Origin of the sequence: Psychrobacillus sp. FJAT-21963 (assembly GCF_001420585.1) — a bacterium.
In the GTDB taxonomy this organism is placed as follows: domain Bacteria; phylum Bacillota; class Bacilli; order Bacillales_A; family Planococcaceae; genus Psychrobacillus.
In genome coordinates, this window is sequence record NZ_LJIY01000016.1 from 53,160 (window position 1) to 66,310 (window position 13,151).

Here is a 13,151-nt window from a genome sequence, read left to right on the forward strand (position 1 = left end):
CTAATTCTATGACAGGGTTTGACATATGTCAAGGATTATAGAAATTCTATGTTAAAATAGGAAACAGTATTAAAAAAGGAAGGTTTATATGAAACATTTTTTCACATTACTAAGTGCATGCATGATTTTTCTCATTTTCGGCTGCACGACAGAGATGCAATCAGAAAAAACTGATACAAAAGTGGAAACGTCTGCCACCCAAATAAATCCTGGGAATGAATTGAGAGTTCATTTTATTGACGTGGGACAAGGGGACTCCATTTTTATACAATCACCGGATGGAAAAACTATGTTAATAGATGGTGGCAAGAGAGACTCAGGTAAAGAAGTAGTGGATTACTTACGCGCTCAGGGAGTGAAGAAGTTAGATTATGTCGTCGCAACTCATCCGGATGCCGATCATATAGGTGGTCTTCTTGCTGTGTTAAATTCCATCTCAATTAATCATTTTATAGATTCAGGGAAAATACATACATCACAGACATATGAAAATATGCTTCAGCTTATAGTTGATAAGAAAATCCCGTTTGTCGTGCCAAATAAAGGGGATAAGATTTCATTAGATTCTAATATGGATATTACTGTTTTAAATGTAGGAGAAGAATCGGATGATAATAATGAAGCTTCTATCGTGTTAAAAGTGCAATATGGAGAAATATCATTTCTCTTAACTGGTGATGCGGATATTAAGGTAGAAAAAAGCATGATGAAACAATACAACCTGCAGTCTACTTTTTTGAAAGCAGGACATCATGGCTCCGACACTAGCACCTCAGAAGATTTTATTCGAGCAGTTAAACCAGAGGTCACAATCTTAAGTTATGGAAAAGATAATTCCTACGGTCATCCAAAGCAAGAAGTAGTGAACCATATTAAAAAAGTGAAATCCCAAGCATATGCAACAGCGGAAGTTGGAAATATTGTAGTAACGACAAACGGAGTTGATTATTCTGTTTCGACCCAAGACAGTCCAGACAAAGTGGAAGCGAAAAAAACGGTATCCACCCCATCCATCGTGATTTTGAGTAAGGACTTACAAGGGGAGATAGTGGGTATAAAAAATACTGGGGATGAAGCCGTAAATTTAGAGGGCTGGCAACTTATCTCCACGGAAGGTAATCAAGTATTTACGTTTCCAAACATGGATTTAGAAGCTGGCAAAACTATCTATATTACAAGTGGTCCTAGTGCCAAGGAAGGTCATGGATACCTTCATTGGACAAAGAGACAGGTTTGGAGAAACGACGGAGATGCAGCTAGCTTGATAAATGAGAAGGGAGAGGTTATAAGTGAGGTCAAATAAGTATACATTAGATCGTTTTGATGGTGAGTATGCAGTATTTTTAAAGCATCCAAATGAAACAGAAAGCGTTCTCGTAGCTCGCGATCAGATAAAGGTGCCTTTAGAGGAAGGTGATATTGTCTACATAACAGTTTTGGGTGATACGTATAAAATTGAATCTCATGAAAAGGAAACAATGGGCCAAAGAGACAAAATTCAAAGCTTATTAGAACAATTAAAAAACGGTAATAAATAATAATAATGAAGTTTTCATAATTATTAAAATAAACGTGATTAACATGAATCTGCAAACATTCATGTTAATCACGTTTTTCGTGTTATTCGTGTTTGTTTTGGTGCCTGGCACCAGTAATACTGTTGTAATAATTGGTTAGAGGGATGTGTCATATAGGAAGTTTTGGACGATATGCTGTTTGGGTTCGTAAGTTTTTAGTGTATAGCCTTCTTTTTGAAGCCACTCGATAATTTGGGGTAGGGCTTTTGTTGTTTGGCTTCGGTCGTGTAGTAGGATGATGATGTCTTTATCACCTGATTTAAAGGCTTTTTCTACTCCGACTTTTACGTTTTTCACGATTTGGTTTGCTTGTTTGTCCGTGTATTTCCAGTCCTGTGAATCTACGTCCCAATCCCATAGTTTGTAGTCATTTTTTATTAATTCATTTTTCATGGCTGTCGTTATATGGGGCTTGCTGCCGTATGGGGTTCGAACGAGTTTTGAATCCAACCCGGTCATTTCTTTTATTAGCTTGGTTCCTTCGTTCATTTCGTTAATAAAAGAATTTGCGGACTTGTAGACCTTGTTTTTATCATGTGTCATGCTATGTGTTCCGATATAGTGGCCTTCTTTTACGACAGATTTGATAATAGAGGAGTTCTTTTTCATATTGTTTCCTAAAAAGAAGAAAGTACCTGGCACTTTATATTTTTTTAAAGTGGCATTGTTTACTGCTGTGAATTTATTTGGTCCATCATCAAATGTTAAGTAAATAGTTGCTTTTCCTGGTTTTGTTTGTGTTTGTTTAGATTTCATCTGTTGGTTTAAATAAACTTCATATTCTGCATGAGACATACGAATCCAGTCATCTCTATAGATTCGCTGTGTTTTCTGTTTTGGAAAGTTTTCAATTTTATATCCTATTTCTGTAGCAATAAATTTAACACTAATGAACAGCTTTCCATCTATTCGCACAAATGGAACCGAACTAAGTGGCGTTCCATTTTTAGTAGTTATGTTCGATGTTTCGTTATAAATAATCTCTAAGTTTTGTTTTCGTATGAAAGTATTTCCTTTTTCTGTTTCATAAGGAATATCTAAATAAGCTGCTATTTCTTCCAGTGGAACTTTCGTGTCTTCATTGATAACTTGTACATCACTAAAATCTAATAATTGATCATTAAAGCCAACATAATGTGTTTCTACTGCTGCTTGCCCAGTGGTTGTACTAAAAATAAAAGAGATGAAAAGAGCTGCACATAGAATAGTAATTTTTTTTATGATTATAACCACCTGTTCATATATTTTTTGCCATCTAAAAAATATATGTATTTTGTAATCGTGGTATGCTTATATTAAGATATTTACTAGGGGGGTGAGTGTAATGGCAAATCGATGTAAATTGCCAGAGAGCGCAACGTCTCATGCAAAGCCTATTTTTGGAAAGGCGATACTTTGCGTGGGGAGTCATTAAATAAATATTAATCGCCATTTCAACTTGTGGCTTTGCACCTTATTGAAAGTGATAAAAATAAGGGAGCGAGCGCAATGACTTATATAAAAGCGAATTCTGTTTTACCTGAGGAGCTTGTGAAGGAAATTCAAAAGTATATTCAAGGGGAAACAATTTATATTCCGAAACCAGAAAAGAGTTATAAACAGTGGGGGGCGCTTTCAGGAGAAAGAAAGCGTATTGACGAACGAAATGCCTATCTTAAGCAAGCTTATAAAAATGGAGTTCCGATGAATCAGCTTGCTACAGAACATTTTCTTTCTGTTGAAACTGTTAAAAAAATCATTTATTCTAAATAAATCAGGAGCTGGTGACCCTTTTATACAGGGTTATCAGCTTTTAATATGTCGAGAACATTTCATAGCCATCTTTACCATTTATAAAAAAAGTCATTTCCGCTACAATAAATTAGAAATGATTTGTTAAAAAATGAAATAGGAGGGATGGAAATGAATCCTTTCATAAAAAGTGATCAATACAACTTTATTAAATATCAGACACAAAACTTAATTAATGGGCATGCAACTGTAAATGATCAAGCTGTATTAAATGCATTAAAGTCGCTAACGATTGAAAAAGTTTTAGGGCTGTTCGAAGAGTTACATGAAGATCAAAAACTATTACTAAATCCAATAGTTGAAGTAAAGGAAAAATCAGATGCGGAAGTATTCTTGGAGAAAATAAAACCCTATGTAGTTCCTTTTAGAGAAATAAAAGAACAAACAATAAAGAAATTATTCCCAAAAGCAAAAAAACTAAAAATGCCTTCATTAGAACAAGTAGACTTTAGTGAAATATCTTATTTGGGATGGTTGGACAAAGGGACGAATAAAAAATACTTAATAGTAGAACGACATGGTAAGCTTATAGGGATTTCCGGTGGCTATAAAAATTCCAACAAAAAAGGAATATGTACTATATGTAATCGCTTTGAAGAGATTGGTATGTTTACTTCTGCCACAAAAGGTGCGACACAAGACGCCTATATTAAAAGAGGGAACTACATTTGCCAGGACAGCCATAAATGTAATCAAAATTTACTTTCCCATGACAAACTAGATGAATTTGTAGAATTAATCATCGGCTCTTAAATTGTATGTATAACCAAAACAAACGTGAATGTTTAAACATTCACGTTTTTCACGTTTGTTTTGGTGCCAGGCACCTGTAATATAATTGTCATATAAGGAGGATTTATAAATGGAAAATGAAATACTGAAAATATTTGATGAAAATAGATTAGAAATAGGAACAGCGACACGAGAAAAAGTTCATCAGCTTGGATTGTGGCATGAAACGTTTCATTGTTGGTTTATTTGTAGTGAGGAAGGGAAAGGGTATATATATTTACAAATTCGAAGTGAAACTAAAAAAGATTATCCTAGTTTACTAGACATTACTGCGGCTGGACATTTAATGGCTACTGAAAATGTGGTTGACGGTATACGAGAGGTACGAGAAGAACTTGGAATAGAGGTAACTTTTGACGAGCTCGTTCCGCTCGGTGTGATAGATTATTCCGTCACAACAGGAGAACTTATAGACAACGAGTTAGCGAATGTCTTTATATATAATAATAATGTAAATTTTGAAGATTTTAACCTCCAAGTAGAAGAAGTTTCAGGAATAGTAAGGACGGATTTTAAACAGTTTACAGCACTTTGGAGGAATGAAGTTCTTGCCATTGAAGTCGAGGGATATCAGTTGAATGAATTAGGAGAAAGGATTCCACTAAAAAAAATAGTTGGAAGGGACTCCTTTGTTCCACATGAGGACTCTTATTACAAAGCAGTTATTTTAGGAATTCAAGCACTTCTATGACATAATAAAACCAACTTCCTTAATAGAAAGTTGGCTTTTATTTTATTCTAATATTTTTATAGTTACAGATTTACGGCCCCATTTATATGCCTCTTTTTTAGAAGAGAAAAATACATCAATTTTGTTTCCCTTAATTGCACTACCTGTATCACCAGCAATAGCATAGCCATAGCCTTCTACATACACTTTTGTGCCAAGCTTGATAACTTCAGGGTCGACTGCGATTACTTTTATATCTGGATTACGCTTTAAGTTAATTCCTGTACTTGTAACACCTGAGCAGCCATTGCAATTTGCAGTAAAAGCGCTCGCAGATACAACAATTTCTTTTGCAACCTTGTCCTCTGAATCGGATCTAGAAGGATTTTTTGTTTTTTCCTTGCCTGTTATTTTAAGTTTTTGTTTCGCTTTGATACTATCTGATTTTAAGTTATTCCAAGACTTTAAGTTGGCGATTGATACATTATACTTTTTGGAAATAGAATATAAAGTTTCGCCTTTATTTACTGTGTGAACGGTAGTAGCTGCGAAGCCTTGTGTTACTCCGCTGACTAATAGTACGATTGTGATTATGAGTGATCCAAGAATTTTCTTCAAATACTCTACCCCTTGCTATTTAGTCTAATCATATATTAGCAATATATTGTTACAGGAATATTACGGTAATTTACCAATAGCATTACAAATAGTAGATATATTGTTGCTATATTATGAATCGTGTATATTGGAAAAGTACTATCGAAAGAGGGCTGATTTCAATGAAATTTGTAAAATGGATAATTTTAATAGGGACTTTATTATTATTGCCGTGGTTATTTTGGTTTATGTCTGATGATAAACAACGTAACATTACTGTAATAAATAAAACAACTCCGCATGGGAATATTAGTGAACACCAAGGATTCTTTTGGCTACTAGACTATTTGAAAATAAATAATGAAAAGAATAAAAAATATAATCCTTCTGAAGATTATTATGGCTACACTTTTGAGGACAACGAATACATTGAAAAACCACTTCCTACGAATTTAGCAGGTTCGGATTTTATATATGTAATAGATACATATGGTGTAGACGAAAAAGATTTAAAAGGTGGATTAACAAATGAAGAGTGGACATCCATTCAATCAGCAAATGAGGATAAACACGCAACTCTAGTAGTGGAATATAATTCAATTTCTAATAATGTAAGAGATAAAGCATCCAAATATTTGGGTATTAAACAAACGGGTTGGATTGCTAAGTATGGCAAGTCATTAGCACTGAATGACGGAGAGGTACCGAAATGGGTTGTAAATGCCTATGAAAAAAATAATAAAAAATGGAGTTTTGATGGAGAAGGTATTATTTTTTATAATGAATCCTCAGAAGAAGTTGAAGTGCTTTCGGTGAATGAAGGGACTCTTCAAAAACACGGTTTATTATTCAAAACTACCCAACAAGGTGAAGAAACGTTCTCTATTAGTAAAGCGAGTATGTACAATGGTTGGTTTGACATTATAGATTCAGAGGCAGATGCTAAAATACTTGCAGAATTTGAAATAGATACAACGGAAAAAGGAAAAAAGATACTCCAAAAAATCGGGATTTCCTCCAACTCACCAGCTATAGTAATGAAAAAACAGAATGCAACGAATAGCTATTACATTGCAGGTAATTTCAGTACAGTAGAGAAAATTCCAGGAATCTACCAATATAAAGGGTTCACTAAAATTAGAGAAATGTTGACTGTAGATTTTTTATTTCCGGGAGAGAGTTTCTATTGGCAAGTTTATGTACCTATTATGACATCTATCCTAAAAGATATAGAATCTTTTGAGCAAGAAAAGATGGTGGATAAGACACAGACATTGAGCACTGTGAAAACAAAAGAAGGGTTAACATATAATAGTCGAATTTCAAAGGATAAGTTTGAAGTGTACAGAAATAATAAATGGGAAACGATGACGATAAAAGGTGTGAATCTTGGAATGGGAAAACCAGGAGCATTTCCTGGAGAAGCTGCTATTACAAGAGAAGAATATGCACGTTGGCTTGAATACATCGGTGAAATGAACGCTAATACGATTAGGGTTTATACACTCCACCCACCAGCTTTTTATAAAGCGCTTAAGCATTATAATGAGACGCATGAAAAACCTATTTATGTTTTCCATGGGGTATGGATTGATGAGGGGCCGTTGGAGGAAACATTAGATGCATATACGCCTGAGATTACAGAGACTTTTCAGAAAGAGTATAAGCAGATGGTTGATGTAATTCACGGTATAGCAGAAGTGTCAGAAAAGGTTGGGCATGCACATGGAACATATGACTCAGATATTTCTCCATACGTAATCGGGTGGATGATTGGAATAGAGTGGTACCCTTTAATGGTAGATAATATGAAAACAGTTTATGCAAACCTCCCCCAGTTTGATGGCTCTTATATCAAGACAGACCAAGCGGAAGGATTTGAGATATGGTTAGCTGAGCAAATGGATACTTTAATGAAATATGAAGCAGAGGTGTATAGTTGGACAAGACCAATGAGCTTTACAAACTGGGTTTCAACAGATAATTTAAACCAGCCAGCGGAACCTTTAGAAAAAGAAGACATGGCTTCCGTTGATCCAAACCATATAAAGATAAAAGAAGGGCAAGATTTACCTGGCTTATTCGCTTCGTATCATGTATATCCATACTACCCAGATTTTTTAAATTTAGAAGAAAAGTATACTGAGTATATCGATCATCGAGGTAATAAAAATAATTACGCAGGGTATTTACATGACCTAAAAGCAAGCCACTCTATGCCAATTCTCATTTCTGAATTTGGAATTCCTGCATCTCGAGGTATAACACATTTGAACCCTTTTGGTTGGAATCAGGGAGGTCATTCAGAAAAGGAACAAGGAGAAATATTAGTCTCATTATATGAGGATATTTTAGAAGAGGGAATGATGGGGGGACTCATCTTTACTTGGCAGGATGAGTGGTTTAAACGGACATGGAACACAATGGACTTGGACGATCCGAATCGACGGCCGTTTTGGTCCAATTTACAAACAAATGAACAGAACTTTGGGTTGCTTAGTTTTAATACATTAAAAATAAAATTGGATGGAAATTCGGATGATTGGAAAGGAATTGAACCAGTTTATCAATCGTCGGAAGAACCAATTCAATCTGCTTTTATCACACATGATGAGGCGTATCTGTATATTCGATTAGATCAGAAATCTAGCAAAAAAGGTGACTGGTTTGATCAAAACGAAGTAAATATTTTATTCGATGTAACGCCAAAAAGTGGAACAGATGTTATAGAAGGCCAACCAAGTATTCAACTCGATCGACCAGTTATTGATTTTTGGGCAAATATACAAAGTAAAGAAAAAGCGAATTTATACGTAGATGCTTATTACGATTCGTTTCTTTATCAATATGGACATGTATTACAAATGATTCCTGAAAGCGAGCCTATACCAACAAAAAGTACCGGTGTATTTAACCCAATTCGTTATGCTTTAAATAAAGGGTTAGTTAGGCCAGACACAGGTAAAGAGCTTCCATTTGAAAGCTATGAAACCGGAAAATTACAGTATGGAAATAGTAATTCGTCAGCAAAGGATTATTATTCATTAGCTGATTATTATGCTGATCCTAAAACAGGTGTATTAGAGATGAGGATTCCCTGGTTATTATTAAACGTGAAGGATCCAAGTTCAAAAATAGTCCTATCAGATTTATATAAAGACGGACTAGAAACTAACTTAGAAATAGAGGATTTAGGCGTTGCTTTTACCTTTAGAAAAAATGGTAAATTGCACACCTTTCCAAAAATGAAGGATGGGGTAATCCCTTTTAAGTCTGTAGCTCGATACAATTGGGATAAGTGGGAAGCACCACAATCAAAGGAACGCTTAAAAAAATCTTATTATATTCTGCAAGACAAATTTAAAGAAGTAAACTAAAAAAAATAGGGCAGTCCCATAAGTTATTGAAAAACGACTTTTGAGGGCAGCCCTTTATTTTATATATTATTCTATGGGTTTTCCAAAGCATAAGCTCGCTTTCGGCGAACGAATTCGAGCGCTTTCGCTTTTGTGTGAAGGGTACTGAAAATAGTTATATTAGATAAAATTAGGACACTTTAGTTGCGAAAGTGCATCCAAAGTGTCCAATCTAGATGAAACAAGCGAGATGGAGTTGTCTAAAAAACTAAAAAGTAGAGTGGAAACTTTTAAAAAACCCTTATTCTACTTTTTAATTTCTAGAAAATCGTTGAAAAAGGTGACACTCCGGCGGCGGGAATAGCGTTAGCCGAAGACCCCACAGTTGAGGGGAAGGCAATCTAAGAGTTCGCTGCATCCTGCTCCTGCGCAAAGCTCGTCGCAAAAGATTTTGCGGCAACTATTGCATGACCAACATCGTGTTGGCCTAGGAGGCTGAGGAAACGCCCGCGGAAAGGGAGCCATTTTAATGATTTTCTTTCTTTTGGGATAGCCATATTTTTTATTTGGAATCTGAAGATATTCCTTTTCTATCCATTTTTCCCCATTCCGCCTCTTTTCTACGAAATGATTTAATCAAGCCCTCAAATCGCCAAATAACTAGAAGGGGACGGAACCAAAAGGACTCTGTTAATGCCCAAAAGAATAACAATAATAAATGCTTCACCTTTGGATATTTAAACATAGTAAGCTCCTCTAGAAGAATAGATAAAGCTGAGATGAATGATCCGTAAAGCATTGTAACCAATAATAGTATTGTTACAATGTAAGGATCTAAAAAGCCAAAAAATACTCCACCAACTATTAAAATATATCCAATCAATTCCATAACTGCACCTAATAATTCGACTGTAAAAAAATAAGGAAAGCCGATGAATCCGAGTAGTCCATATTTGGGGTTTAAAAACATCTTTTTATGTGCATTTAATGTTTCTGCTAAGCCTCTTTGCCATCTAATTCTTTGAGATTTCAATACTCTAAAGGAGTCAGGTGCTTCCGTCCAACAAACTGGATCGGGAATATATTTTAATTGAAGATCGAGTTTTTGCTCTTTAATAATTCGATGTAGGCGAACGATAAGTTCCATATCTTCTCCTACAGTATCTACTTTATATCCACCCGATTTTATCACCGTATTTTTATGAAATAGGCCAAATGCCCCTGAAATAATAAGAAGCTGATTAATTTTAGTAAATCCTAGTCTCCCAATTAAAAAACCTCTAAAATATTCCACGATTTGCAAGATGACTAAGGGGTTTTTAGGTAGATCAATTGACTCCACCTTACTTCGCGAAATGGTAGTCCCATTTGCAATTCGTACGGAACCACCAACTGCAACCGTTTTACCTTCCGAATCGATTACTGGTTTCATTACCTTCAATAAAGCATCATTCTCTAATATAGAATCTCCATCGATTGCACAAAAATATGGATACTTGGATACATTTATACCGCAATTTAAAGCATCTGCTTTTCCACCGTTAGTTTTAGAGACGACCATAACGGTTGAATAAATTGTCGAACGATAAGAGGATTGTATCTGTTGGGTTTTCATATGTTCTCGAACAGCCAGTTCTATTTTTTCTAATTTAAACTCTTCGATTAATTTTAATAACGTTCCATCTTTTGAACCATCATCTACCACAATGATCTCATATTCAGGATAATTGAGTGCTAACAATGAACGAACAGTGCTAACTACTCCAACTTCTTCGTTATAGGCAGGAACAATGATAGAAACTGGATATGTTCTTTCGCTCACTGCCATATCTTCAAGTGATTCCGTCTTAATAAGTCTTCCTTCACGCATAACATTTTTCATGGAAAATAAAAACAAAACGATGTAACTAATTGAAGTAAATCCCATATAAAATATGATGAAGTAGGAGGTTACTTGAAATAAGAAAATAACAATATCCTTCAATCCTTACTTCCCCCTTTTTTGGAAGTGATCCATTGTACTGCCATATCTCTTGCATATAAATCGGAATGATTCTTTGAAAGAAAATAAAGTTTATCCTCTCCGAATATTTGAAGAATGGATTCTGCAGCCGCATTACGAACCCACCATTCTCTATCTCCCAATAATTTAACTAAAAATGGCTCAAAGACTTCCAACATTAGTACTCCGGAAATACGACAACTGAACATTCTTTCTTGCCATGAAGAGGATTCGAAAAATGGGATGAGTAGTTCGATATTGCTTATATAATTCAACCTATAAAGGCCTTTAAGCGCTTGTATACGCATTTCCAAATTTTCATTTTGTAATTCATCTTCTAATAATGGTTGGTAACGTAGATTTTTTGTAAGCCCAATAAAGGAAAGAATGGCTATCCTGCACATCGGATTATAGCTTTCTTTACTCAGTTTTATAGCATTTCCAAAAGTATCCTCATTCAATCTACTAAATACATCTAAATAATGTTGTAATGTTGCAGTTCTATCTCTATTTAAATAATCAACAATGGAAAGGTCATTTAATGCTGCAAGTGCTCGGACAGTTTGATTCTTTTCCTCATCCCACACTTTTAATTTCGATAAGTGGTCTTGGAGAAAAGGCTTTAACGATATAAGTTTAAAATCCTCGATGAAGTATAGTGTATTTACTCGTGTAGACCAAGTTCCTCTTTTCATTCGTTTTAAATAGGTTTCAGCGAATATAGATTCTGCTGCTTGCTCGAGTTTCTCTCGTATATGCGCATCTTTAACATCTGTAAATGTTTCACTAAAAATACGTTCTGCCACTTCAAAATTCGCTCTAATTACAAGGGCCTTAGGTATCATCCAGTTTTCTGACATTAGATAGTCCACAAAAAGCTCTAGATTGTCTTCATACACTTTGTCTTGTCTATCATTCTCTCTGTTTCTGAGCCACTTTCTAATGCATAGCAGAGCTAATAATAGTAATTGAAATCCTAAAAGAATACCAATAACCCAATAGAAGTAAATCATTTCTATAATCATACAAACAACCTACTGGCAAGGCGTTGAATTCGAGCGAGTACTTCCTGTGGTTGGAAAGGCTTAACTAAATAATCGTCTGCACCTCTTTTTAAAGCATGTAAAATATCTTGATTGCTGTTTCGGGAAGTAAGCATTGATATGATGATACGGTCGTTTGGATACTCTTCTCTTATGTGATTTAAAACTTCTAAACCATCCATTTTAGGCATTACAACATCTAAAAGGAGGATATGATAATCTGTTGGATGATACCAATCAGAGTGTATAAACTCATACCCGTTATCATATACAGAGACTTCTATATGAAATCGAGGGGATTTCCATGATAGAAATTGTTTTTCTAGCATCGTTCTACTCAGTTTGTTATCATCTACAATAATGACGCGGACGATTGGCATAATAGACTCTAAGTTCATATTATTATATGAAATACATGTTGGCTCAGTGGATTGCTTGGCAACACTCAAAGCCTGCTTGCCATTCACTACTAGCTGCTGAATATGGTTATAAGAAGAGTTCCATTCTGCAACACCTGATACAATTTGAATATGAAAGCTTTGACCATCTTTATAATAAGTGTTAGAAACAAAGGTTTTATTTAATTTGTCCAATTTTTCAAGTGCTTCATTCTCTTTAGTTGTTGGATGAAGGAGAGCAAAGGTTCCCCCGTGTAATCGATAAAAGCTTTCTTTGGATTGAATGTTAGTGTGCATCAATTCACTAAAAGTGCTTAGTATCTCATTTGTATAAGAAAATCCAAAGTCTTTATTCATCTGTTGTATATGATGTACTTCTATTATTGAGACGGAAAAAGTGGTGCCTTCATTATTAAAATTGTCTATTAAATCGAGCGCTTTCTTTTCAAAGCTTGCATAGTTAAGTGCACCTGTAAGCGGATCAATCGATTGAAGGTGCTTAATAAAATTTCGATGTGATAAAAAGTTTGAAACGATTGCAAGAAGGAGATGGTTTCCTTGTCTAGGATGTATCATATCCGCAGCTCCATGACGGATGAACTCCGTTTTTATCGAAGAAAATTCATTATTAAAATTCAATACAATTATTGGAATAAAACGGACTTGAGCAGTCTGCTTCATTTTATCTAAAAAAGAAAGAGTCGAAGAATCAGACATATTTGCTGAAATACAACAAACATCAATTTCGTTTGTATTAAATAAGTCAATTCCTTTTTCAACATTAGGTGCTACTAAGATTGTGTAGCCTTCCTTTTCTAAGTCGTCTTTAATAGAAGATACTTCCACTAAATCTGCTGCAATTAACAAAAGAAGTCCCAGTTTGTTGTGAGAATTAATAGTTGAGTTATTAGTGAACAACTGAAAA

11 protein-coding genes are annotated in these 13,151 nt (G+C 34.8%); 6 read left to right on the plus strand and 5 right to left on the minus strand.

Translation table 11 applies throughout. From position 1 onward, the window contains the following. Positions 1-88: 88 nt before the first annotated feature. Together AN959_RS19325 and AN959_RS19330 are read left to right on the plus strand one after the other, a co-directional pair. Positions 89-1,303, plus strand: coding sequence for an MBL fold metallo-hydrolase (locus AN959_RS19325; RefSeq protein ID WP_056833180.1), 1,215 nt, complete (start codon positions 89-91; stop codon positions 1,301-1,303). Beyond that, positions 1,290-1,538, plus strand: a complete 249-nt coding sequence (locus tag AN959_RS19330) for a DUF3006 domain-containing protein (RefSeq protein WP_056833182.1) — start codon at positions 1,290-1,292, stop codon at positions 1,536-1,538. Before AN959_RS19325 ends, AN959_RS19330 begins: the two co-directional genes overlap by 14 nt. Before the next feature lie 135 nt (positions 1,539-1,673). Here AN959_RS19330 and AN959_RS19335 read toward each other — a convergent pair whose 3' ends face one another. Next, the gene (locus tag AN959_RS19335; protein ID WP_056833184.1) at positions 1,674-2,810 is read right to left on the minus strand and encodes a polysaccharide deacetylase; all 1,137 of its coding nucleotides are present in this window, start codon (positions 2,808-2,810) and stop codon (positions 1,674-1,676) included. Between the two features lie 255 nt (positions 2,811-3,065). Between AN959_RS19335 and AN959_RS19340 the strand changes: the two genes are divergently transcribed. From AN959_RS19340 to AN959_RS19350, 3 genes are all read left to right on the plus strand, one after another. Beyond that, positions 3,066-3,329, plus strand: a complete 264-nt coding sequence (locus AN959_RS19340) for a CD3324 family protein (RefSeq protein ID WP_056833186.1) — start codon at positions 3,066-3,068, stop codon at positions 3,327-3,329. 150 nt (positions 3,330-3,479) lie between these two features. Next, positions 3,480-4,121, plus strand: a complete 642-nt coding sequence (locus AN959_RS19345; RefSeq protein ID WP_056833188.1) for a FusB/FusC family EF-G-binding protein — start codon at positions 3,480-3,482, stop codon at positions 4,119-4,121. 109 nt (positions 4,122-4,230) lie between these two features. After that, complete coding sequence (locus tag AN959_RS19350; protein ID WP_056833190.1) at positions 4,231-4,851, plus strand: NUDIX domain-containing protein; 621 nt, start codon at positions 4,231-4,233, stop codon at positions 4,849-4,851. A 42-nt stretch (positions 4,852-4,893) separates the two neighbouring features. On the opposite strand, the gene AN959_RS19355 is transcribed toward AN959_RS19350, so the two are convergent. Further along, positions 4,894-5,448, minus strand: a complete 555-nt coding sequence (locus AN959_RS19355) for a 3D domain-containing protein (RefSeq protein WP_056833192.1) — start codon at positions 5,446-5,448, stop codon at positions 4,894-4,896. A gap of 161 nt (positions 5,449-5,609) precedes the next feature. Here AN959_RS19355 and AN959_RS19360 point away from each other — a divergent pair, with 161 nt between their 5' ends. Continuing rightward, complete coding sequence (locus tag AN959_RS19360) at positions 5,610-8,804, plus strand: hypothetical protein (protein ID WP_056833194.1); 3,195 nt, start codon at positions 5,610-5,612, stop codon at positions 8,802-8,804. 541 nt (positions 8,805-9,345) lie between these two features. Here AN959_RS19360 and AN959_RS19365 read toward each other — a convergent pair. From AN959_RS19365 to AN959_RS19375, 3 genes are read right to left on the minus strand one after another with little or no spacing between them, the layout of a single operon-like run. Further along, positions 9,346-10,767: a glycosyltransferase gene (locus tag AN959_RS19365; protein ID WP_231687506.1), complete on the minus strand. Its 1,422-nt coding sequence runs from the start codon at positions 10,765-10,767 to the stop codon at positions 9,346-9,348. Beyond that, positions 10,764-11,810 carry a HEAT repeat domain-containing protein gene (locus AN959_RS19370; RefSeq protein WP_053591971.1) on the minus strand — a complete coding sequence of 349 codons (1,047 nt, stop codon included), beginning with the start codon at positions 11,808-11,810 and terminating at the stop codon, positions 10,764-10,766. Before AN959_RS19370 ends, AN959_RS19365 begins: the two co-directional genes overlap by 4 nt. Further along, positions 11,807-13,144, minus strand: a complete 1,338-nt coding sequence (locus AN959_RS19375; protein ID WP_056833195.1) for a response regulator — start codon at positions 13,142-13,144, stop codon at positions 11,807-11,809. Before AN959_RS19375 ends, AN959_RS19370 begins: the two co-directional genes overlap by 4 nt. Between the last annotated feature and the right edge of the window lie 7 nt (positions 13,145-13,151).